The organism is Pseudomonadota bacterium, assembly GCA_022572885.1.
In the GTDB taxonomy this organism is placed as follows: domain Bacteria; phylum Pseudomonadota; class Gammaproteobacteria; order Steroidobacterales; family MnTg04; genus MnTg04.
In genome coordinates this window covers 14,740-37,368 of record JACZVC010000023.1, presented here as the reverse complement: position 1 = coordinate 37,368, position 22,629 = coordinate 14,740, and the positions used below count along the sequence as shown (strand labels likewise).

The window sequence follows — 22,629 nt, the reverse complement described above, 5'->3', positions numbered from 1 at the left end:
TATGCTCAAAGGCGGCGCATCATAGCACCGCCCCCGGGAAATTTGCAGGCGAGATTCACGCGCTGCTTCACTGTTCGTGGGTGCAATCGTCGACAAATTCAGAAAATTTCGAGAAAATCTCTCTAAGTTGCTGTTTCATAGCATTAAATTTCGGATGATTCGGGCCGTCTACCGGGTCTGTCTCGTCCATGTAGACCCGCTGGCACATCTCGATCTGCAGCGCCTGCACCGCTGGCATCTGGCCATAATGATCGGTGATGTAACCGCCTTTGTACGGTTCATTTCGGCAAACCGCCAGACCCGCCTGGCTGAACTCGTCGGCAAAAAACCTCATCATCGCCGGCCGGCAACTTTGACCGTCACGGTCACCGAGATAAATTTCGTGCACGAGTTCACCATGCAGTTTGTTGGCCATCGACGCAACACTGTGTGCATCGATCAGGAATGCCCGTCCGAAGCGGCTGACTTTTTCGGCGAGCATGGCTTCGAGTTTTTCATGATAGGGCTGGTGAAATTCGAGCCGGCGTTGCTCGATGATTTCGGCTGCCGGATTCGCTTTCCAGATCGGCTCACCGTGGAAGGTTTCAATGGCCACCAGCCCGGTTTCAAATCGCCCCGGGTACAGGCTCTGCGGTGTCGGCGGGCGATTCAGGTCGACGACGAAGCGGGAGTATTTGGCATGGATGGTCGCGATACCCAGCGCCGGCAGGAAATCGTACAAGCGATGCAAATGCCAGTCGGTCATCGGCAACACGGTGATCTCATCGCTGGCAAACTCGCCGGCGATTGCGCGCGGCACTTCGACACCGGTGTGCGGCATGCTGACCACGACCGGCAGCTCCTGCGCCGTGGCTTCGCGGCATTCAAAAACCGGTGGGTCCAGGGTCTGGTCCTTCACAGCAGCCGGGCGACGGTTGCCGCGTACTGTTGGCTCTGATCTGCGCCACCGCCAAGCGCTGCGCCATCGCGCGCGCGCAATTCGCCGCCCACGTAAACCGCCGCCACGTCCTGGCGGCTGCCGCCGACGATCAGTGCGTCTGCCAGCCGTTCGGGCGCCGGGCCATTGAGCACGCCGGTTTTGCCCAGCACCGTAAGGTCGGCGAAAAACCCTGCCTCGAGACGGCCGACCGGCATGGCCAGCGCCGCGGCGCCACCGTCGCAGGCTTGCTGCCACATCGTCGCGCCGAGCGATCGTTCGTCGGCGAGCCGCGCGCGCAACCCGTCCCTGAGCCGTTGCCCGTACTCGAGCAAACGCAATTCCTCGATCGGATCGATGCGCGCATTGCTATCCGAACCGATCGCCCAGCGGCCGCCCAGGCGCTGGTAATCGGTGGCCGGAAAAACGCCATCGGCGAGGCTGGCCTCGGTCAGCGGACAAAGCACGACCTGGCAACGACTGTCGCTGGCAAGAACCAGCTCGGCGGGCGAAAAATGCGTGCCATGGACGAGATTCCAGCGCGGCCCCAGCTCCGCGTGTCTGGCCAGTACCTCGAGCGGTCGCGCGCCGTGGTGAGCGATGCACGCTTCCACTTCGCGCTTTTGTTCCGCAATATGGATGTGAACCGGGTAATCCGCGCCCAGCACCGAATCCACCGCATCGAGGATTGCGCCCAGGTCCTCGACCGCCACGGCGCGCAGCGAATGCGGTGCAAAACCCAGCCGCGCGGCGGACAGCTGTTCGAGCAGACGACAAAAATCGTCGATCTCATCGTGTACGAAACGGCTTTGCGCTGCCGCGGGCGGCTCAGTAAAACCGCCATGCCGATACAGGACCGGCAACAGCAACAGGCGAATCCCGGTGTCTTGTGCCGCGGCGATGACCGCCTGACCCATGGCCGGCGACCTGGCGCCGTCAACCAGGTGGTGCAGGTAATGAAACTCGGCTACCGATGTAAAACCGGCAGCCAGCATTTCGGCGAACGCCTGCGTGGCGATAACATAAAGATCCTGCTCGGTAATTTTCCCGGCCAGCCGGTACATGTGCTCACGCCAGCTCCAGAACGAATCCTTGCCGGCGTCTTCAGCCTGCGCCGCTTCGCCATAACCGCACAACGCCCGCTGAAAACTGTGGCTGTGTGCGTTTGGCATCCCCGGCAGCGCAAAAAACCCGTCGCTGGGCCGATCGCCGGCATCTTCGATCGCGCTGATTCGGCCATCCTCGCCGATCGACAGGCTCTGCCGCGAAAGTGTTCCGGCCGGGGTCAGGATATGGTCAAATGTCAGCCGCTTTCTTTCCACTTTCAGCCTGCCCGAGATTCGTGTACGACCTGATAATCAACAACGCGCGATTGTACCCCATGAGCGGCCACGCCGGCCCGGCGCCACAAACGTGCCTGGCGGTTAGCGATGGCCGGATCGCGGCCATTGGCGAAACGGCTGAGGCACACACGACCATCGATGCCAAACACGCCTGCCTGTTGCCCGGCTTCATCGATTGTCATACCCATGCGGTTTACGCCGGCGACCGTGCGGACGAGCACGCCGCACGCATCGCCGGCGCCAGTTACCAGGAAATCGCCCGCGGCGGTGGCGGCATCCTGACCACCGTGCGGGCGGTGACGGTGGCCAGCGAACAAGAATTGGCCGACGTTGCCCGGCCGCGTCTTGCCACATTGCTGGCCGAAGGCGTGACCACGATCGAGATAAAAAGCGGTTACGGCCTGGATACGGCGAACGAATTAAAAATGCTGCGGGTGATCCGCCAGCTCGGCAAGGAGCTGCCGATGGATGTCGTCTCCACCTTTCTCGGTGCGCACACGATACCCGGCAACCACAGCCATGAATCGTATATGGACCTGGTCGTCGATGAAATGCTGCCCGCGGCCGTGGCGGAAAAGCTGGCCGATGCGGTGGACATATTTGTCGAAAATATCGCTTTTACGGTCGCCGATATGGAGCGGCTTTTTGCCGCCGCCAGCGCTCACGGGTTGAAGCTGCGCGCGCACACCGAACAGTTGTCGGACATGGGCGCCAGCGGGCGGGCGGCAAAGCTGGGTGCGTTGTCCTGCGATCATCTCGAGCACCTCGATGAAGACGGGGTGCGGGCGATGGCGAGCGCCGGGAGTGTCGCGGTCTTGTTGCCCGGGGCGTTTTATTTCCTCGGTGAAACCCGGTTGCCGCCGGTCGGGCACTTGAGAAAACACCGGGTACCGATCGCCGTGGCCAGCGATCTGAACCCGGGGTCGTCACCGATCAACAGCCTGCTCGCCTGTATGCACATGGCCGCGACCTTGTTTGGCCTGACCCCGGAAGAGGTCTTGCTCGGGGTTACCCGCTACGCCGCGCAGGCGCTGGGACTCGATAAAGAAATCGGCAGCCTGGAAGTCGGCATGCGCGCGGATTTTTGCCTGTGGGAGATCGCCGCACCCGAAATATTGTGCTACCAGCTCGGCGGATTGCGCCCGCTGGCGGTGTATAAGGATGGTCAACGGGTGAATCAGCTACAAATGGCAAAGGGATAGGTACATGGCTAAGGGGCAACTCATTCTCGATGGTCGGTCGCTGACGCTGCAGCAGCTTGCCGATTTCCGGTCGCGGAAAACCGAATGCAAGCTCGCCGATGCGGCGCGTGAACGGATGGCCAAGAGCGTCGCCACGGTCAATGAAGTCCTCGCCAGCGGCAAAGTCTGTTATGGGATCAACACTGGCTTTGGCGCATTTGCGAACAAGCAAATCTCCGCCGAGCAAACCACGGCATTGCAATACAACCTGGTGCGCAGTCATTGCGCGGGCACCGGCGAGCCGCTGCCGGACAACATCGTCCGCCGCATCATGTTGTTGAAGGCCAATAGTCTCGCGATCGGCTTTTCGGGTATCCGCGACCAAGTCGTCGATACCCTGCTCGCGCTGCTCAACGCCGACATCCTGCCGCTGATACCGGCGCAAGGTTCGGTCGGCGCATCCGGCGACCTCGCGCCGCTGGCGCACCTGGCGCTGGCACTGATCGGCGAGGGCGAAGCCAGCCAAGACGGCCGCCTGCTCGAAGGCCCGGCCGTGCTGGCGGCAGCCGGGTGTCAACCGGTAACGCTACAGGCCAAGGAAGGTCTGGCCTTGCTCAACGGCACACAGGTCAGCGCGGCACTGGCGATGGAAGGTCTGTTCCGCGCCGACCGGCTGCTAAAAACATCGATAGTCGGTGGCGCGCTCGCCGTCGAGGCGCTGGCGGGGAGTCATTGCCCGTTCGATGAACGCATCCATGCGGCGCGAAACCTGGACGGCCAGCAACGCGTCGCGAGCGCCATTCGCAGCCTGCTCGGCGACAGTGAAATCAACGCCAGCCACGCCGATTGCGATCGCGTACAAGATCCCTACTCGATTCGCTGCATGCCGCAAGTCATGGGCGCCGTGGCCGATACGCTAAAGCATGCGACGCAAACCCTGGCGGCCGAATGCAACAGCGTTTCCGACAATCCATTGATTTGTGACGACGAGGTCATCTCCGGCGGAAATTTCCACGCCGAGCCGATCGGCATGGTCAGCGATTTCATGGCGATCGCGCTGACCGAGGCCGGCACCATCAGTGAACGCCGCATCGACCTGCTGTTACGCAACGTCAACCCGGATCTGAGCATGTTCCTGACCAGCGAGCCCGGGCTGGAATCCGGTTTCATGATCGCTCATGTGACGGCCGCCGCCCTGGCATCGGAAAACAAGACGCTGGCCCACCCGGCGAGCGTCGACAGCATCCCCACCTCCGCGGGTCAGGAAGATCATGTCAGCATGGCGACCTGGGCCGGACGCAAGCTGCTTGGCATCACCGAAAACCTTGCCGGAATCCTGGCCATCGAGTTACTGGTCGCGGCGGCAGCGCTCGATCAGTTGCGACCGCTGAAAACGACCGCGGCGCTGGAAAAAGTCCACGCGCTCATCCGCGGCCTGGTCCCCGCCTTATCGGCGGACCGCCGGCTCGACCGGGACATTGCCGCCGTATCGCAGGCCATCCAGGATGGACAGATCGCCGCCTTACTGCCCGGGCACGATGGCTTTGGTTTTTGAGGGCCCCACTGCGATATCCGACGTAAGCCAATGATTGGAAACCATTTAACTTAATCTGGAAAGATGCCCCGCCGGCCTTGATGGGATAGACTGCCCGCAAAACGAGAAACGCGAAAGCGCACCCTCAAAGGCCGTGAGCAACAGATACCAAGAGCCTCGGGACAAAGATGTGAGCATTGAAATCAACCAGGATGGATCGCTGCATAACAGCCGTGAGCAACACCTCGCGGTGAAATGCCCGCATTGCGACGTCCTCTCCCATATCACGCCGATTTCGACGCCGGATTTCAAAAAACTGCTGCGCTTCAAACCCAGCCAGGTCGGCCTGGTCTATCGTTGCGATTCCTGCAACTCACCGGTGTTTCTCAAACACGCGGTCAAGAGTTATCACGCCGATTATGTCAGCCTGTCGTCTCACTACATCGAGATCGAGCGGCCGCGGGAAAAATTCAGTTACAACTACCTGCCCGAAGAAATCGAGGAACTGTTCCGCGAAGCGCTGACCTGTTATTCGAGCAATTGTTTTACTGCGTTCGCGGTCATGTGTCAGAAAACGGCACAGGCTGTTTTTGCCGACCTGGGCAGCATGGCGCGCCTGCACCTGTTCGACCAGTTTACCGAGGCCCGCGACATGGCGGATATAGACGAAAGCACTTTCGTGTTGTCAAAGAATATCGTTTTCGATACCGATACGAAAATTCGCCTGATTCGGGCGACCGAGGCGGCGGTGCTGATGGAACTGATGAAAGACCTGCTTTACCAGGCCTATGTGCGCAAGGGAAAACTGCAACAGGCGGTCATGATGCGTCAGTTTTTTATTGCCGGCGATGAAGAAAGCGATACGGACGATGACAAGGAAACAGACACGGTTGTCCTGCCGCAACAAGAAACCTGAGCGCGAAGTTAGCCTGTGACCACAAACCTCAGCCACATCCAGATCAACACGAACATACTCACCGTGTATACACTGAAACGGTGAACAATCCGGTTATAGGTCGATTGGATCAGGCTGTGCATCGTTCGTAGCCCGACATAGGTCCAGGCGAGTGTCAAAAACATCCCATCAACCCTGCCCAGTAAAAAAAGCACAACGCAGAGCAGGTAAAAAAGCACCGGCATCTCAAACAAATTTTTCAGATTGTCGGATGGGCCGGCCACCGGCGCCAGAACTTTCTCGCCTTCAGCCTTGCTTTTCAGTGCTTCCGGATCGAGTTTCTGTTTTCGTATGAACCCCAGGCGCTTGTAATACATGAATGCCCAGACCAGCAGGGTCAGAAAAACCAACGCCACCACCGGTTCAAAAATTTGTTGCTGGTCCATCCTCTGCTCCTAAACCAATCAGCTATCGATCATCGGCATATCGAGACCTCGCTGTCTGGCGACTTCGATCGCTTTTTCATAACCGGCGTCGGCGTGGCGCATGACACCGGTCCCCGGGTCATTGACCAGCACTCGCGCCAACGCTTTTTCGGCCCTTTCGCTGCCATCGGCGACGATTACGACACCCGCATGCAACGCGTAGCCCATGCCCACACCACCGCCGTGATGGAAACTGACCCATGAAGCGCCGCTCGCGGTGTTCAGCAAGGCGTTTAGCACGGGCCAGTCGGCGACCGCGTCGGAGCCATCCAGCATGCCCTCGGTCTCGCGGTTTGGCGAGGCGACCGACCCGGCATCGAGATGATCGCGGCCGATGACGATCGGCGCCTGCAACTCACCGTTGCGCACCATTGCGTTGATCGCCAGCCCGAGTTTGTGCCGTTCCCGGTAACCCAGCCAGCAAATCCGGGACGGCAAACCCTGGAACTGGATACGTGCGCGCGCGTGATCGAGCCACTGGTGCAACTCTTTCTTGTCGGGGAACAACTCCCTGGCTTTTGCATCGGTCTTGTAGATGTCCTCCGGGTCGCCGGACAGCGCCGCCCAGCGGAACGGGCCCATGCCCTCGCAGAACAACGGCCGTACATACAACGGGACGAAGCCTTTGAAATCGAAGGCGTTTTCGACCCCGGCATCGCGCGCCATCGCGCGAATATTGTTGCCGTAATCGAAGGTCGGGATGCCCTTTTCATGGAAACCGAGCATCGCGCGCACTTGCACCGCCATCGAATCCTTGGCCAGGCGAACATATTCCTGCGGATCGCCGGTGCGTAACTGTGCCGCTGCTTCGAGATCATATCCCTGCGGGATGTAGCCATTGAGCGGGTCGTGGGCCGAGGTCTGGTCGGTAACCAGGTCGGGCAGATCCTCGCCGGCGAGGATCTGCGGAAAAACATCCGCGGCGTTGCCCAGCAGCCCGACCGAGATCACTTCATCGTCGGCAACCGCCTGTTTGATCATGCCGATTGCTTGTTCCAGCGTGTCGGCCCGGTGATCGAGATAACCGCTATCCAGACGTTTCCGGATGCGCTCGGCGTCCACTTCGACGGCGAGGCAACAAACCCCGGCGAAAACCGCGGCCAGCGGCTGCGCGCCGCCCATCCCACCCAGGCCGCCGGTCAACAACCAGCGCCCCTTGGCGTTACCGCCATAATGCTGGCGCACCGCTTCGACGAAGGTCGCGTAAGTGCCTTGCACGATGCCTTGGGAGCCGATGTATATCCATGAGCCGGCGGTCATCTGGCCGAACATCATCAGGCCTTTCTTGTCGAGCTCGAAAAAATGGTCCCAGTTGGCCCACTCGCCCACCAGGTTGGCATTGGCGATCAGGACCCGGGGCGCGCTTTCGCTGGTCTTGAATACACCGACTGGCTTGCCCGACTGGATCAGCAGCGTCTCGTCGTTTTCGAGTCGCCGCAGGGTTTCGACGATCGCATCGAAGCATTCCCAGTTCCTCGCGGCACGCCCGATACCGCCATAGACGACCAGCTCGTGCGGATTTTCGGCGACCGCCGGATCGAGGTTGTTGTACAGCATGCGCAACGCCGCTTCCTGCACCCACCCCTTGCAACTTTTCTCCGGCCCGGTCGGCGCGTGCAACTCGACATCGCGAAAACGCGTAAATGATTTTGTCTCACCCATGGGACACCTGCCGATAATCAGATCTTGTTATGCGAGAATTTGCCAGCTTCAGTCTACCCATTTTCTGGCGTTGCGATACATGCGCATCCAGGGCCCGTCCTCGCCCCAGTACTCCGGCGCCCAGGAATGCTGGACCGTGCGGCTGACCCGCTCGGGGTGCGGCATGCTAATGGTGATGCGGCCATCGCTGTTGCACAGCCCGGCGATGCCGTGCGGCGAACCATTCGGGTTGTGCGGGTATATTTCGCTTGGCTCGCCATAGGAATCGACAAAGCGCAGCGCCGTCTGCGGCGCACAGGCGGCCAGGTCTTCGGTCGAGGCAAACTCGGCCAGGCCCTCGCCGTGCGAACTCGCGACCGGCAACATCGATCCTTGCATGCCGGCAAAAAACAGCGATGGCGTTGCCATCACTTCGACGCTGCACAGGCGCGCTTCAAACTGCTCCGAACGATTGCGTACGAAGTGCGGCCAGTGTTCCGCACCCGGGATCAACGGTTTCAGATTCGCCATCATCTGGCAACCATTGCAAACGCCCAGCGAAAAACTGTCGGGATCGTGAAAAAACGCCGCGAACTGATCGCGCGCCCGGGAATTGAACAGGATCGATTTCGCCCAACCCTCGCCGGCGCCAAGCACATCGCCATAAGAGAATCCGCCGCACGCCACCAGGCCGCGAAAATCGCTTAGCTCGACCGCACCGGCGAGTACTTCCGACATGTGCACATCGATCGCGTCGAAGCCGGCGCGGGCAAAAAAAACGGCCATCTCGACATGGGAATTGACACCCTGCTCCCTGAGGATCGCGACTTTCGGTTTGGCGGAAAGATTCAGATACGGCGCCGCGATGTCTTCCTCGATATCGAAAGTCGTAACGACTTTCAGACCCGGGTCCGCTGTATCGAGCAGGCGGTCGTATTCTTCGAGCGCGCATTCAGGATTGTCCCTGAGGCTTTGCATGCGAAAGGTGGTCTCGGACCAGGCGCGGTGCAGGTTGACCCGGTCGTCGGCCAGGTACTCGACGCCGGCGTATTCGAACACGATGCGGCCATCGTCCGTCGGCTGGCCAATGTCGTGCACAAGTTTTTTCAGCCCATGTTTTTTCAGGACCGCGCTTACCGCAGAAAGATTGCCAGCCGTCACCTGCAACAACATGCCAAGCTCTTCGCTAAACAACGCCGCCGCCGGGTCGGCATCCAGATCGTCAAGCGCGATGCGCATGCCGCTGCGCCCGGCAAAGGCCATTTCGCAAACCGTCGCCAGCAGCCCGCCATCGGAACGGTCGTGGGCGGCCAGCAGCAGGCCCTGCGCTCTTAGCTCGCTCATCGCCGAAAACAATCCGGCCAGCGCCGCCGGATCGTCGAGGTCGGGAGGCTGCGCACCGAGCTCACCGTAGACCTGCGCCAGCACCGACCCCCCCAGCCGGTTGCTCCCTGCCCCCAGGTCGATCAACAGCAGACGGCTATCGCCCGCAGCGGTCCTGATCTGCGGCGTTAGCGTGCAACGTACATCGCGTACCGGCGCAAAAGCGGACACGATCAACGACAGCGGCGCAACCACCGCCTTGTCGCCATCGGCGTCTGTCCACGTGGTTTTCATCGACATCGAATCCTTGCCGACCGGGATCGAGATCCCGAGCGCCGGGCAAAGCTCTTCTCCCAGCGCACGCACCGTGTCATAGAGCCTTGCGTCCTCGCCGGGCTGGCCGGAAGCCACCATCCAGTTCGCCGACAAGCGCACATCGGCGATCGCCTCCACATCCGCCAGCATCAGGTTGGTCAGCGCTTCGCCGACGGCCATGCGTCCCGACGCCGGACCATCGAGCAAGGCCAGTGGCGTACGTTCGCCCATGGACATCGCCTCGCCGCGGTAAGCGAAATAATCGGTGCAAGTCACCGCGACATCGCTGACCGGCACCTGCCAGGGACCAACCATCTGGTCCCGGCTGCACAACCCGCCGACCGTACGATCGCCGATGGTGATCAGAAAAGTCTTGTCCGCGACGGCCGGAAACTGCAAGACCCTGAACGCCGCCTCGCCGACATCCAGTTTATCGATAGCGAAATCTGTTGCGCTGACCGGCAGCCGCCTGACATCGCGGGTCATTTTCGGCGTTTTTCCAAACAGCACCTCCATCGGCATGGCGACCGGCAGGTTGCCGAATTCGCTGTCTTCGACGATGAGCTGGCGTTGTTCGGTGATTTCGCCGACCACCGCATACGGGCAACGCTCGCGCCGGCAAATTTCCTCGACCCGCTGCAAATCGTCCGCGGCGATCAGCAGCACGTAACGCTCCTGCGCTTCGTTGCACCAGATTTCCATCGGCGACATGCCCTGCTCGTCATTGGGGATGTCGCGCAGGCGCACGCGCCCGCCCCGCGCGCTGTGATCGATGGCTTCCGGAATGGCATTGGACAGACCGCCCGCGCCGACGTCATGGATCAGCAGGATCGGATTGTCGTCGCCCAGTTGCCAGCAGGCGTCAATCACCTCCTGGGCGCGGCGCTGCATCTCGGGGTTGCCGCGTTGTACCGAGGCAAAATCCAGCTCCGAGTCGCTCTCCCCGGCCGACACCGATGATGCCGCGCCCCCGCCCAGGCCGATCAGCATCGCCGGTCCGCCAAGCAGCACAATCTGCGCTCCCGGCATGATCTCGCATTTTTCCACGTGATCGCGGCGGATATTCCCCATGCCGCCAGCCACCATGATCGGCTTGTGATAACCGCGGCTGCACCGATCGCTTTCGGCGATTTCGAAGGTGCGGAAATAACCCAGCAAATTGGGCCGGCCAAATTCATTGTTGAACGACGCGCCGCCGACCGGACCATCGAGCATGATGTCCAGGGCCGAGGCAATCCGGTCCGGCTTACCGATGCCACCGGCTTCCCAGGGTTGCGGCATATCCGGGATGCGCAGGTGCGAGACCGAAAAACCGGTCAGCCCGGCCTTCGGTTTGCCACCGCGCCCGGTCGCCCCTTCATCGCGAATTTCCCCGCCGGAACCGGTCGCGGCGCCCGGGAACGGCGAAATCGCCGTCGGGTGGTTGTGGGTCTCAACCTTCATCAGGATATCGACCGCTTCCTCGGCGGCGCCATAAATGCGGCTTTGCGGGTCCGGGTACCAGCGGGTGCCGTCGCTGCCTTCGATCACCGCGGCATTGTCACGATAGGCGGACAACACGCCGGCGGGTGCGCAGGCGTGGGTATTGCGGATCATCGCGAACAGCGTTTTTTCCTGCGCTTCTCCATCGATGACCCAATCGGCGTTAAAAATCTTGTGCCGGCAGTGCTCGGAGTTCGCCTGTGCGAACATCATCAGTTCGACATCGGTCGGGTTGCGCCCAATTTGCAAAAAACTCGCGAGCAGATAATCCATTTCCTCGCCGGACAACGCCAGGCCGAGATCCGAATCCGCCTGTTGCAGGGCTTTCTTGCCGCCTGCCAGCAAGTCGACCGAGCGGACCGGTGCGGGCCGATGGTGAGCAAACAAGGTTGTTGCATCGGCGCCATCACGAAAAATACTTTCGGTCATGCGGTCGTGGAGAAACGGCAACAGCGCATCGACCTGCTTCGCCGGCAACGGCTCCCTGGACTGGATGTAATAGGCGACGCCTCTTTCGATGCGCAACACATTTTCCAGGCCGCAGATGTGGGCGATATCGCTGGCCTTGCTGCACCATGGCGAGATCGTGCCGGTGCGCGGCAGCACCAGGATGTGCACCCCGGTTTCGGTGACCGGCTCGCGCGCGGGCCCATAGCTGAGGATTTTCTCCAGGACCTCTTGCTGCGCCGGGTTCAGCGGCTTGCTGGTTTCGGCAAAGTGCAAATACCGCGTGGCGACGCCCCGCACGCCGGGTACCTGTTCCTTAAGCTGGGCAAGCAGTCTTTGAAGCCGGAATCGGGACAGCGCCGTGGCGCCGGGCAACTGGATGATGGCCATAGACTCGTCGCGGATCCCTGGTGACCTGGCGGTCAGAGTGAGGGGCGAATGATACAGGAGGCTGCGATTCTACAGAAGCCTCGCCCTCTTGAGGTAGTCTCAGGCTACCGACCGCCAGTCCAGCCCGCTTTCCTGGCCGGCGATCAGGATTTCTTCGGTCTCGCACTCCAATGCGCTCGCCATCGCCATGCTCGCCAGCTCCGGCGTATTGTTGGTGTCGCTCAAATGCACGCCCGCCACCCAGCGCAGGCGGGAACAATCCACCTCTTTCAACAAGTCCCCGGTCTGCTGATTGTTCAGGTGCCCCAGGCGGCCACCCACTCGTTGCTTCAACCGGTACGGGTAGGGTCCGCTGCTGAGCATCTCCAAATCGTGATTGGCTTCGATTACCAGTGCACTGCAAGCAGCCAGGGTCTCAATCACGTGCGTTGTTACATGGCCGATATCGGTCATCACACCGAGCCGGTCCGAACCATCGTCAAATACAAACTGGCAGGGCTCGCGCGCATCGTGCGGAACCGGCATCGGCGTAATCTCGAGATCGCCCAGTACCAGTGGCTGGTGCGGATTGATAATTCCCGTTTCCACATCGTCGAGCGCCGGGCAGCCTTGCAAGGTGCCGGCCGTCAGCCAGACCGGGATATTGAAGCGCCGCGCCAGGCGAGCGACACCGGAGACATGGTCGCTGTGCTCATGGGTCACCAGGATAGCGGTGATGGTTTCGGGTGATCGGCCCAGTCTTTCCAGGCGGCGCAAGGTTTCCCTGGTGCTGAACCCGCAATCCAGCATCACGCTGGTCCGGCCTGCTTCGATCAGAGCTGAATTGCCTTTGCTGCCGCTACCGAGATAGGCGATCCGGAGGTCGCCCACTTCAGCCTTGTTTCCCTTTGTCGCCGCTCGGTGCATAGACCGGTACCGGGAACTGGGCAATATTTCCCTCGAGCTTGCTGATCTTGCTGACGCCTTGTTTTTCCACTTCATCGATCCGGATGACCGCATGCAGCGGAATAAAAGTCCGCCTGACCCCCGCAAACTCGGTCTTTATGCGCTCCTCGGATGGATCCACCACGACCGTGGTCCGCTCGCCAAAAACCAGCTTCTCGACTTCCAGAAAACCGAACAAGTCACCCTGGCGAACGCTACGGGCAAAAATCTCGTAGACCTTGCCCTGGTTCATGAACTGAATCTTGTAGATATGCTTGGATGGCATCAAAAATCGCCCTTTTCCGGGGTTTTACAGGATAACACATGGACTGGTTCACAGAATCGACAAGCGATTGTTGCAAACTGTTGAGCAACGAGCCGCGATACACTAAATTGGCAAACAGGATATTTTGTTAAATCAGGAATCTTGTGGACCCGCTATGCCAATGACTTTGCGCATTTTGTCCGGCCCCGGCAATCTTCTGGAAACGGAGACGACAAAAGTCTTTGACGAAGAAGGCGGCACGATCGGCCGTGCGCCAAGTTGTGACTGGAATCTTCCGGATCCGGAGAATTTTGTGTCCGGCAATCATGCCAGCGTGATCTGGCAGGATGGCGAGTTCTACCTGATCGACACCAGCTCCAACGGTACCTATGTCAACAACATGCCGGATCCTATTCCATCCGGAAAACCGCTGTTATTGACCCATGAAGACCAGTTCGGGATCGGCAATTACAAGATAGAAGTCAGCCTGGATCCGAAAGACGCGGAAAGGGCCAAGGACTGCTCTTTCGATATCTCGACAATCCTGGTCGAAGACAAAGCATTCAAAAAACAGCAACTGCCAAAAAGGAAGACGGCGCCGCCGGCGCCAAAGAAAGTTAATCCACTGAAAGCACCGCTCCCAGACGATAACGATGAAAACACCGGTTCGTGGGCAATGCTGGATATTGACGAAGCAGAACCGGCCGGCAAGCAAAAAGCATCCAAAGCAAAATCCAAAACGAAAAAATCCGCGGCAAAGAAAAATAGCGGGCCTGCTGGAATGACCGCCGCGTCCGAAACGGACATGAAGAGTATGAGCGTGGAAGAACCACCCGAACCGCCAAAGGCGAAAAAGAAAAAGGCCAAGAAAAAAGAAGCCCAACTCGATACCTCAAAGGTAAAGAGAGCGGAGCTCGTTGGCGCACTCGCCGCGCCGGCACAAGATAGCGAGCAAACATTGGGCTCAGTCACCAGCACTAATCAAGCGCCACAACTGCTCCCGCCGATGGTGAACAAGAACCAGATGCTCGATGCTTTTATCAAGGGACTCGGAGTTGAAGAGGATGCGTTGCCAAACCGCCCACCGGAGGACCTGATTGAAGATATCGGCCGGGTGTTCGGTGAATTACTCAGTGGCCTGCAAACCTTGATGCAGAACCGCTCCTTGCTCAAGGACAGGTTCAATCTGAACCAGACCATGATGAAACCCAACTCCAATAACCCAATTAAATTCTCGGCAGGCATGGATGACGTCCTGCCCAGGCTGCTATCGGCCAAACGCGGCGCCTACAAGGCCTCGGAAGAGGCGATCCGTGAATGTTTTTTCGACGTAAACGCCGACATGGAAGCCATGAATGAAGCCATGCGCAGGGCCCTGTCCGAGTATCTGAAGATGTTCGACCCGGTCAACCTGCAGGAACAGTTCGAGCATGTCATGGGCAAGAACAAATTCCTCGGCGGCAACAAAAAGCGTTACTGGGATTTATACGCCGACCGTTATGCAACCCTTGTCCAGCACGCAGAAGGCCGGATGCCCGAAGGCTTTTCCAATGAATTCGTCAGGGCCTTCGAAAACGCCCTGTCCAAACGCAAATTCAAGAAAGGAAACGGCGAGGACTAATCCGCCAGGTTCAGGCGTTTGAGTATCGCCTGGATTCGCGGGTCGTCGCGCACGGCGGCAAAGTCCGCTGAATTGAGATATCCCAATTCAGGAACGTCTTCATCGACATATTGCTCGATCAACGATATCGCTTGCTCATGCGCGCCCAGCTGTACCAGGCTAAACGGCTTGTTGTAAAGGAAATGCGGCATCTCGACATCCGCCAGCAGCGCTTCCACGGCCGATGGCGCCAGCGCCGGGTCGCGCAGTGCGGCAACATAAGCGACATTAAGCCCGGGATCGACACCCTCGAGATCATCCGCCCGCCGCAGGGCCTGTTCGGCCTCGCCCCACTGTTCGAGATCGATCAGGCCCTGGGCCAAACTGTAGTAATTGATCGCCCAGTCAGGCATCAACTCGACCGCCTGGCGCAGAATCGGCAGGGCTTTTTCAAACTGGCCGGCCAGATGCAATGTGTAGGCGTAATTGTTCAGTATGATCACCGACAGCGAATCCAGCTCCATCGCAAGCCGGAATTGCTCGAGGGCTTCATCGATGCGGCCGACAGTCGTCAACAGGCCGCCATACCACTGCCGCGCGGTCGGGTAACGCGGATTCAACTCGATCGCTCGCCGATAATCCCGCTCGGATCCTTGCCAGTCGTGGTGCCATTCGCTGCGCAAATACGCCCTGGCGACATTGGCCTCGGCCAGATCAGGATCGATGCGCAGCGCGTTATCGACCGCTTGTTGCACTCTTGGAAACCAGTCGGCTTTGCTGCCGCCATCGTAACCCGGCATCAGCACATAGGTCATGGCCAGCATCGCATACGCCTGGCCATAGTCGGGATCGAACACGATCGCCTCGTTGAAATACTCCTCCGCCTTCATGAAGTCAGGAACGGTCCGGCGATTCCAGAAAAACAATCCCCGCAGGTAATTTGAGTAGGCCTCCGCGTTTGTCGTTCCTCTATCACCGGCATCGGCCTGCTCCTCGACCGACAGAGTCACTTTCAACGCCTTGACGATCGCCGATGAAATTTCCCGTTGTATCGCGAAAATATCGTCCAGCTCGCGCTCGTAGGTACCTGACCACAGGTGGTAACCATCGCTGGCATTGATCAACTGCGCGGTAATCCGCACCCGGTTGCCCGCCTTGCGCACACTGCCTTCGAGGATGTTTTTTACATTCAATCGTTCGCCGATTTCCCGCAGGTCCGTGTCCTTGCCTTTGAAAGCAAACGACGAGGTGCGGCCCGCAACGCGCAGTGCATCGATACGCGCAAGATCGTTGAGCAGTTCCTCGGCCAGCCCATCGGAAAAGTATTCGTTGGCCGGGTCATCGCTCATGTTGACGAACGGCAACACAGCGATCGACTCGGGCGATGGATCCGCGCTGGCCTCCTGCTCCACTGCTGTGCCGGCTTGGCCACCGGACGAGCCGTTACGACTTGCAAAGTTGCTCGCACCGAGCACGATCAACGCAAAAACCAGCAAGATAATGGTAATCAGGTCCAGCTTGCGTGCCGTCGTATGAGTAACCGACTGGCTTCGATCGACATGTTTTTCCAGCTTGACGCCATCGGCTGTGAGTTCGAACACCCAGGCGAAAATCAGCGCCAGCGGGAATCCCATGCCGAGCAGAATCACGGCCAGCCGGCCTCCCCATTCCGGGATGTCGAACATCGGGAACAGAATGTCGGTCAACTGGATCAGCACCCAGCTGAACACCAGGTACATCACCGCCACCCGGACGACATTGCGCCGTTTCAGTTCGTTGAAGAAACCACTCATGACCAACCTTGACACCCTGCCCATCACAGACCTTAACAAAAAACGCGACAAACCGGGCGGATGTCACCGTCTCGCACCAGACGCAAATCCCAGGCGAGGCAGCAATATCCGGGTGGCTATCGGCAGGCGTTTAGGCAATCATTGGCGCCGCTATTTTGGGAGGCTCCCGAATGAACCCCGAACTCAAACGCGCGGCGGAACTCGCCGGCGCATATATCGAGTCTTTTGACACCGAAAAAGTCAGCGAGGAAACGGATCCGGACGCGCTCAGGGCCAGGCTATGCAAGGAATTGACGGCTGACGGCCTGCCGCCATTACAGGTAATCGACGAGCTGGCCGAAGACGCCAAGGCAGGCTTGTTGAACAGCGCCGGCGGACGTTTCTTCGGCTGGGTGATCGGCGGTGGCATCCCGGTCTCGATCGCCGCGGACTGGCTGACCTCGGCCTGGGACCAGAACGCCGCTGCCTACGCGTGTTCGCCAGCAGCCGCGATCATCGAAGAGGTGGTCGCCGACTGGCTGAAGGATATTCTCGGTCTGCCCCAACACGCGTCATACGCGTTCGTCACCGGTTGCCAGATGGCCCATGTCACGGCGTTGGCCGCGGCCCGCCACAAGATACTGGCCGATAAGGGCTGGTCGGTCGAAGAGCAAGGCCTGGCCGGCAGCCCGCCGATACGCGTGCTGGTCGGGGAACACCATGAGACCTTGTTGCGCGCCGTGCGTCATCTCGGTATCGGTACCGACGCCGTGGTCCCGGTTGCGCTGACAGGCAACGGCACGATCGATGTCGCCGCGTTAAGAACCGAGCTTGAAAAGAACGCCGGCGCACCGACCATTGTTTCGCTGGCCGCCGGCGATCTGAATCGCGGCGCCTTCGACCCGTTCGACGAAGTATGCGACCTGGCCCATGAACACAACGCCTGGGTGCACGTCGATGGCGCCTTCGGTTTGTGGGTGGCCGCCAGCGAACGCTTCCGTCACCTGGTCAAGGGCATCGAAAAAGCCGACTCCTGGGCAACCGATGCCCACAAATGGCTGAATGTCCCCTACGACAGCGGCATAGCCTTCGTCGCCGACCCCGAAGCGCACAAAACCGCGATGACCATCCCGGCGGCGTACAAGGTCGAAGTCGAAAACGTGCGCGACCAGTTCGAATGGGGGCCGGAGTGGTCGAGACGTGCCCGTGGCATACCGCTGTACGCCGTGCTGCGAACCCTGGGACGCAACGGCGTCGCCAGGATTATCGAAAGCAGTTGCGATCTGACCGCGGACATGGTCAAAAAACTCGGTGAGTTACCCGATGTCGAGGTACTGACCACACCGGTCATCAACCAAGGCCTGGTGCGTTTTCTCGACCCCGACGGCGACCACGATGCGCGCACCGACGAAGTGATCAAGCGCGTCAACGCAAGCGGCGAGGCCTGGTTTGGCCCGACGATGTGGAACGACATGCGCGTGATGAGGATTTCATTGAGCAACTTCCGCACGACCGTGGATGACATCGACCGCGCGGTCGCGGCGGTCAAAGCGGCACTGGAAAACTGAGCTTTCGATCAAATGTCCAGCAGCCTGGCCATCAACGGCAGCAACACGGCAACAGCAATACCGGCTATCAGCCACTGAATCTGAACCGGCCAGCCGGCCACGCTTTGCCAGTCAAAGCTGAGTGAATGCAGACTCGACCAGTCGAACGACAAGGTCGCCACGCTTTGCCAATCGACGGCAAAGGTCTCGATGCCTTTCGCGATCTCCGTGCCAAGTTGCTTCAATGGCACAAAACCGATCAAGCCACCCGCGAACGCAGACAAGCCAAGCACGATTTTCCGGGTGCGGACCCGACGATGAATGCGCTGCGAAACAGCGTTGACAAAGCCATCGTCAGCGATCATCGCGAAATCGTTTTTGAACATCACACCGACCCGCGCATCGCTCAGTTCATTTGAAGAATTTGTTTTCGAATGATCCATCACAACCGTCAAACCATATCCGCGTCTTTTAACTCGAAGTGCTCCCTGATCTTGAACTTGCCCCGGTGTATATGCGATTTGACCGTACCCAGCGGCAATCCGCTGACTTCGGAAATCTCGCTGTGGGTCAGGTCGTTGACAAAATACAATAACATCACGGAACGCTCTTCCTCGTTGAGTATGGAAAGATATTTTGGCATATCCAGAGAACCCTCTCCTGATATTGGATCGTTTTCGATGGGCGTCGTCACAGTCGTTTCCTGCTCCAGGTTTTCCATCAGGCGGCCATAGCGCTTCGCTTTCCGGTAAGACTGCAAGAACATGTTGTGTGCAATCTTCATCAACCAGGCAGCGAATCGGCCGCCACTCGAAATAGAGTCCATCTTGTCCCAGGCCCGGATAAAGGTTTCCTGGGCCAGGTCGTCCGCCAGCGACGGATCGCGGGTCAGTTGGCGCAGGTAATTTCGTACCTTCGACTGGTAGCGTTCGACCAGGATGGTAAACGCTTGCTGATCGCGAAACGTAACAACCCGGGTGACCAGTAACTCGTCACGTTGAAACACGCATCACCCGGGTTGTGCTGATCTTTTCGATGGCCTTGCTTTCTCATTACTTGCCGAATTTATGCAGCCCCAAGTATGCAACGCCAATCAGGAAGGGGAAAGCCGAAACCGACAACATGATTCCCTGTATATCTTCCTCGGGGAACAGCCATCCGAACAAAGACAAAGCGATAGCGATGGCTGTGAAAATGACGCCACGACGCAAATCCGACTGCGGCGATGGCAACGCATCGCCCAGCTTCGCAATGAACTCAGGCGATAGTTCATGCCCCTTTTCCAGCGCGGCACGCGCCGTTGCCTGCATTTCGTGTTTGGTCCGATAACTGAAGTACATGGCCAGCCCCACGACAACTGCGATCGAAATAAACATGACAATTGGTACCCATTCGATGCCCATACTTTCTCTCCTGTATTGAATTATAAAATGCCTGGAAAGCGGCTCCTGACATACAGATACCTGCGGCATCGGTTTTGGATGCAAAAAATAGAGGGAATTTTCGGTTACGGCTTATAGCTCGCGCAGGGCCGTGGAAATGGACAACCGCGATGCCCGGATACTGGGCAGGAATCCACCCAGAAACCCCATCAGCAGTGCATAAATGACGCCTGACTTTAGCAAGGACGGCGTTACCGCGAATGAAAACGTCACCTGGCTGAAACTTTGAAAATTCATGGTCGATATCTTAAAGCCATTGAATATCAGGTAGGCCAGCACCGCGCCGATCAAGCCGCCCGCCAGCCCGATCAGCAGGCTCTCGACCAGGACCGAAAAAACGACAGGCGATGCGCCGAAACCCAGTGCCCTCAGCGTCGCAATTTCCCCGGTGCGCGCCGATACCGCCGTGTACATGGTGTTGACGGCGCCGAATATCGCGCCCAACCCCATCATCACGCCAACAAATATTCCGATGGTGTTGATAAATATGCTAAAAAACCGCGATTGCCCGGAATAAAACTCGCTTTCCGTTTTGACCGAGACATTGACCCGCGGATCAGCGGTCAGAAAATCCTTGAAACCACCAAACGCGCCGGGCGATTCCAGCTTGACCCGCACGGCCTGAATGGTGCTGCCCCTGTTTTGCGCGGCCTGCAAAACGCGGACATCGGCCCAGATCTCCGACTCGGGCATACCGCCGTCCGCCTCCATCACGCCCACGACGGTCCAGGTGTTATTACCCCAGCGCGGGGTATCGCCCAGTTCGATGCCTTCGAAAATTTCCTGCGCGCCCTTGCCGACGATGATTTCGTTCAGGCCCGCCTCGAACATCCGGCCCTCGGTGATGCGCACATTGTCACGAACCGCCAGCACATTCGCATCCACACCACGCATCGGAACATTCGATGCAGTGCCCGTTGAACGCCGCAGCACATCCACGATGACAAATAGTTCGGGCGATATCAGCAACTTGCCATCGATCCTGGCGATACCCGGCGCTTCCGATATTGCCGTCACGTCATCCCTGGACATGATGCTGTCCATTTCGCCGGTACTGGCGGCGCGCAACACGATCGCGATATCTTTGGGCGCCTTGTCGGTCATGGCGTCGACCAGGCCCGCGGCAATCGAAAGAATACCGACCATGACCATGACCACTCCCGCGATGCCGACAACCGCAACCATTGTCGAACCCCAGCGTTGCGGCAAGCTGCGGATGTTCATGCCGGTGACCGTGACCACTTGTGTAATCCAGTTGTTCATCAAGCCACCTTGCGCAACGCGACAATGTTTTCCAGCCGGTAGGCTTGCATGGCCGGCAAGGCGCCGGAAACCGCGCCGACGGCAATCACCAGCAATACGCCCAGGACCAGGTCTTTCGTCTGAATGTAGAAAGCCGGCAGAAAACCGTTGGTCGGATCGCCACCGGTGGTCACGATCAGCCAGGCCGTCCCCAGGCCAGCGCCGCCGCCGAGCACCGCAACGAGCATTGACTCCGACAGCACCATGCTGAGTAATCTGCGCCGCGAAAACCCGACCACTTTCATGACCGCCAGTTCGGCGGTCCGTTCGCGTACCGATTGCGCCATCGTATTACCGGTAATCAGGAACAGAGTAAACAAAACCACGCTGATGATCGCCGTGAAGATTGCACCGATATCGCCCACCTGGTCGACGAAGCCCTGCAGAAACTCTTTCTCGGACGTGGTCTTGGTCTCCCTCGGCGAATTGGCAAACATCGCGTCGAGTTCTTTCGCCTTGTCCTGGAGCCGCTCGGGATCGTCCACGCGAATGATGTACCAGCCGACCAGCCCGTCGCCCCAGGCCCTGCCCTCGTCAAAATACTCGTGATGGAAAATCATGTTGCTGGTATCGAACCCTTCGACACCGGCGTCGAAAATACCGGATATGGTGAATTCCCAGGTGTTGCCGCCATCCTTGTTCCGCCAGATCGGCGAAATCAACGGTATGCGGTCGCCGGGTTGCCAGCCAAAACGATTTGCGATACCCCTCCCGATCAACGCACCGCCACGATCCGCGAACCAGGCCTGTTTTTGCTCCTCGGGTACGGATATCTCGGGATACATATCCAGATAACCCTGTGGATCCACCGGGAATTGCGCGAAGAAATTCCTCTGTTCCTGGTAATAACCGCCAAACCATGAAGCCTGCGTAACCGCGCTTATCCCCTCGGTCGTCTCGATACGCCGCTTGTAGGCAAACGGCAGCGGATTTATCAACGACATCTTGTGGACCATGATCAGGCGATCCACACCGGCGATTTCGACGCCGCCTTGAAACGCCGCCTTGATAGCCGACAGGTAACCGAACAGAAGAAACGCAATGAACACCGATAACAGCGTGAACACCGTACGCACTTTTTTGCGCGCCAGGCTACTCCAGATCAGCGGCAGGAATTTCATTCGACCGGCTCTGTACCCAGCGTCCCTTTGTCGAGATACAGAATACGCTTCGCCCGCCGTGCCGCGTGCGGGTCATGGGTAACCATGATGATGGTCTTGCCTTGCTCCTGGTTCAGCGCCTCCAGCAGGTCCAGCACTTCATCGCCGGCTTTTCGGTCAAGATCGCCGGTAGGCTCGTCACAAAGCAGCAAAGTCGGATCCGCGATGATGGCGCGCGCAATGCCCACCCTTTGTTCCTGCCCGCCCGACAACTGGGCAGGCTTGTGATCGGCGCGATCGCTGAGCCCGACCAGCGACAATGCCGCCGCTACGCGCTGTTTGCGTTCGCTGCGCCCCAGGTTGGTCAACAACAGCGGCAACTCGACGTTTCTCGCCGCACTGAGCACCGGCAACAAGTGATAGACTTGGAAGATAAATCCGACGTGCCGGGCCCGCCATTTTCCGAGTGCGCTCTCCGACAGGCTGTTCAGATCCTGCCCGTTTACAGAAATATTGCCACTGGTCGGGCGATCGATGCCGCCGATCAGATTGAGCAATGTGGTCTTGCCGGATCCCGACGGCCCCATCAGCGCCAGAAAATCGCCTTCGGGCACGTTGGCGTTGAGATTTTCCAGTACATGGACGGTCTCCGGCCCGCGCTGGTAGTTTTTGCTGACATCTTTCAGATCTACGAGTAACGTCATGCCGACCTCTGGCTAAAGTTT

The 22,629-nt window shown here is 59.1% G+C and carries 19 protein-coding genes; 5 read left to right on the top strand and 14 right to left on the bottom strand.

All coding sequences use genetic code 11. From position 1 onward, the window contains the following. Positions 1 to 67 precede the first annotated feature (67 nt). Positions 68 to 898 carry an N-formylglutamate amidohydrolase gene (locus IIA05_09530; protein ID MCH9027342.1) on the bottom strand — a complete coding sequence of 277 codons (831 nt, stop codon included), beginning with the start codon at positions 896 to 898 and terminating at the stop codon, positions 68 to 70. After that, complete coding sequence (gene hutF, locus IIA05_09525; GenBank protein MCH9027341.1) at positions 895 to 2,238, bottom strand: formimidoylglutamate deiminase; 1,344 nt, start codon at positions 2,236 to 2,238, stop codon at positions 895 to 897. The genes IIA05_09530 and hutF overlap by 4 nt, the downstream gene beginning before the upstream one ends. Between hutF and hutI the strand changes: the two genes are divergently transcribed. From hutI to IIA05_09510, 3 genes are all read left to right on the top strand, one after another. After that, positions 2,217 to 3,461: an imidazolonepropionase gene (gene hutI, locus IIA05_09520; protein MCH9027340.1), complete on the top strand. Its 1,245-nt coding sequence runs from the start codon at positions 2,217 to 2,219 to the stop codon at positions 3,459 to 3,461. The two genes, hutF and hutI, sit on opposite strands and share 22 nt — an antisense overlap. Before the next feature lie 4 nt (positions 3,462 to 3,465). Then, the gene (gene hutH / locus IIA05_09515) at positions 3,466 to 4,995 is read left to right on the top strand and encodes a histidine ammonia-lyase (GenBank protein MCH9027339.1); all 1,530 of its coding nucleotides are present in this window, start codon (positions 3,466 to 3,468) and stop codon (positions 4,993 to 4,995) included. Positions 4,996 to 5,164: 169 nt separating this feature from the next. Beyond that, positions 5,165 to 5,890 carry a hypothetical protein gene (locus IIA05_09510; protein ID MCH9027338.1) on the top strand — a complete coding sequence of 242 codons (726 nt, stop codon included), beginning with the start codon at positions 5,165 to 5,167 and terminating at the stop codon, positions 5,888 to 5,890. 8 nt (positions 5,891 to 5,898) lie between these two features. Here the strand turns inward: IIA05_09510 and IIA05_09505 are convergent, their stop codons facing one another. From IIA05_09505 to IIA05_09485, 5 genes are all read right to left on the bottom strand, one after another. Beyond that, positions 5,899 to 6,315 carry an MAPEG family protein gene (locus tag IIA05_09505; GenBank protein MCH9027337.1) on the bottom strand — a complete coding sequence of 139 codons (417 nt, stop codon included), beginning with the start codon at positions 6,313 to 6,315 and terminating at the stop codon, positions 5,899 to 5,901. A gap of 18 nt (positions 6,316 to 6,333) precedes the next feature. After that, positions 6,334 to 8,016 carry a urocanate hydratase gene (hutU, locus tag IIA05_09500; GenBank protein ID MCH9027336.1) on the bottom strand — a complete coding sequence of 561 codons (1,683 nt, stop codon included), beginning with the start codon at positions 8,014 to 8,016 and terminating at the stop codon, positions 6,334 to 6,336. A 48-nt stretch (positions 8,017 to 8,064) separates the two neighbouring features. Then, positions 8,065 to 11,946, bottom strand: coding sequence for a phosphoribosylformylglycinamidine synthase (purL, locus tag IIA05_09495; protein MCH9027335.1), 3,882 nt, complete (start codon positions 11,944 to 11,946; stop codon positions 8,065 to 8,067). A gap of 105 nt (positions 11,947 to 12,051) precedes the next feature. Then, a complete protein-coding gene (locus tag IIA05_09490; protein ID MCH9027334.1) occupies positions 12,052 to 12,858 on the bottom strand; it encodes an MBL fold metallo-hydrolase in 807 nt (268 codons plus the stop codon). Next, the gene (locus IIA05_09485) at positions 12,824 to 13,165 is read right to left on the bottom strand and encodes a DUF1820 family protein (protein MCH9027333.1); all 342 of its coding nucleotides are present in this window, start codon (positions 13,163 to 13,165) and stop codon (positions 12,824 to 12,826) included. Before IIA05_09485 ends, IIA05_09490 begins: the two co-directional genes overlap by 35 nt. A 157-nt stretch (positions 13,166 to 13,322) precedes the next feature. Between IIA05_09485 and tagH the strand changes: the two genes are divergently transcribed. Beyond that, on the top strand, positions 13,323 to 14,762 hold the full coding sequence (gene tagH, locus IIA05_09480) for a type VI secretion system-associated FHA domain protein TagH (GenBank protein ID MCH9027332.1): 1,440 nt from the start codon (positions 13,323 to 13,325) through the stop codon (positions 14,760 to 14,762). On the opposite strand, the gene IIA05_09475 is transcribed toward tagH, so the two are convergent. Next, positions 14,759 to 16,534 carry a hypothetical protein gene (locus tag IIA05_09475; protein ID MCH9027331.1) on the bottom strand — a complete coding sequence of 592 codons (1,776 nt, stop codon included), beginning with the start codon at positions 16,532 to 16,534 and terminating at the stop codon, positions 14,759 to 14,761. The genes tagH and IIA05_09475 overlap by 4 nt on opposite strands. Positions 16,535 to 16,704: 170 nt before the next feature. On the opposite strand from IIA05_09475, the gene IIA05_09470 reads away from it, so the two are divergent. Beyond that, positions 16,705 to 18,081, top strand: a complete 1,377-nt coding sequence (locus IIA05_09470) for an aspartate aminotransferase family protein (protein MCH9027330.1) — start codon at positions 16,705 to 16,707, stop codon at positions 18,079 to 18,081. Between the two features lie 8 nt (positions 18,082 to 18,089). Here the strand turns inward: IIA05_09470 and IIA05_09465 are convergent, their stop codons facing one another. The 6 genes from IIA05_09465 to IIA05_09440 form a co-directional block, all read right to left on the bottom strand. Beyond that, positions 18,090 to 18,503, bottom strand: a complete 414-nt coding sequence (locus tag IIA05_09465) for a hypothetical protein (GenBank protein MCH9027329.1) — start codon at positions 18,501 to 18,503, stop codon at positions 18,090 to 18,092. An 8-nt stretch (positions 18,504 to 18,511) separates the two neighbouring features. Next, positions 18,512 to 19,066 carry an RNA polymerase sigma factor gene (locus IIA05_09460; GenBank protein MCH9027328.1) on the bottom strand — a complete coding sequence of 185 codons (555 nt, stop codon included), beginning with the start codon at positions 19,064 to 19,066 and terminating at the stop codon, positions 18,512 to 18,514. Positions 19,067 to 19,112: 46 nt separating this feature from the next. Then, positions 19,113 to 19,463 (bottom strand): hypothetical protein, encoded by a 351-nt coding sequence (locus tag IIA05_09455; protein MCH9027327.1) that lies wholly within the window; start codon positions 19,461 to 19,463, stop codon positions 19,113 to 19,115. Between the two features lie 111 nt (positions 19,464 to 19,574). Then, positions 19,575 to 20,765 carry an ABC transporter permease gene (locus IIA05_09450; protein ID MCH9027326.1) on the bottom strand — a complete coding sequence of 397 codons (1,191 nt, stop codon included), beginning with the start codon at positions 20,763 to 20,765 and terminating at the stop codon, positions 19,575 to 19,577. Further along, positions 20,765 to 21,925 carry an ABC transporter permease gene (locus tag IIA05_09445; protein MCH9027325.1) on the bottom strand — a complete coding sequence of 387 codons (1,161 nt, stop codon included), beginning with the start codon at positions 21,923 to 21,925 and terminating at the stop codon, positions 20,765 to 20,767. The genes IIA05_09450 and IIA05_09445 overlap by 1 nt, the downstream gene beginning before the upstream one ends. After that, positions 21,922 to 22,608: an ABC transporter ATP-binding protein gene (locus tag IIA05_09440; protein MCH9027324.1), complete on the bottom strand. Its 687-nt coding sequence runs from the start codon at positions 22,606 to 22,608 to the stop codon at positions 21,922 to 21,924. The genes IIA05_09445 and IIA05_09440 overlap by 4 nt, the downstream gene beginning before the upstream one ends. Positions 22,609 to 22,629 lie beyond the last annotated feature (21 nt).

Coding starts and splice junctions, on each gene's coding strand:
- IIA05_09440 (MCH9027324.1), bottom strand. CDS start 22,608: ATGACGTTACTCGTAGATCTGAAAGATGTCAGCAAAAACTACCAGCGC.
- IIA05_09490 (MCH9027334.1), bottom strand. CDS start 12,858: ATGCACCGAGCGGCGACAAAGGGAAACAAGGCTGAAGTGGGCGACCTC.
- IIA05_09455 (MCH9027327.1), bottom strand. CDS start 19,463: ATGGGCATCGAATGGGTACCAATTGTCATGTTTATTTCGATCGCAGTT.
- IIA05_09450 (MCH9027326.1), bottom strand. CDS start 20,765: ATGAACAACTGGATTACACAAGTGGTCACGGTCACCGGCATGAACATC.
- hutI (MCH9027340.1), top strand. CDS start 2,217: ATGTCAGCCGCTTTCTTTCCACTTTCAGCCTGCCCGAGATTCGTGTAC.
- hutH (MCH9027339.1), top strand. CDS start 3,466: ATGGCTAAGGGGCAACTCATTCTCGATGGTCGGTCGCTGACGCTGCAG.
- tagH (MCH9027332.1), top strand. CDS start 13,323: ATGACTTTGCGCATTTTGTCCGGCCCCGGCAATCTTCTGGAAACGGAG.
- IIA05_09465 (MCH9027329.1), bottom strand. CDS start 18,503: ATGGATCATTCGAAAACAAATTCTTCAAATGAACTGAGCGATGCGCGG.
- hutU (MCH9027336.1), bottom strand. CDS start 8,016: ATGGGTGAGACAAAATCATTTACGCGTTTTCGCGATGTCGAGTTGCAC.
- IIA05_09475 (MCH9027331.1), bottom strand. CDS start 16,534: ATGAGTGGTTTCTTCAACGAACTGAAACGGCGCAATGTCGTCCGGGTG.
- IIA05_09470 (MCH9027330.1), top strand. CDS start 16,705: ATGAACCCCGAACTCAAACGCGCGGCGGAACTCGCCGGCGCATATATC.
- IIA05_09445 (MCH9027325.1), bottom strand. CDS start 21,925: ATGAAATTCCTGCCGCTGATCTGGAGTAGCCTGGCGCGCAAAAAAGTG.
- IIA05_09505 (MCH9027337.1), bottom strand. CDS start 6,315: ATGGACCAGCAACAAATTTTTGAACCGGTGGTGGCGTTGGTTTTTCTG.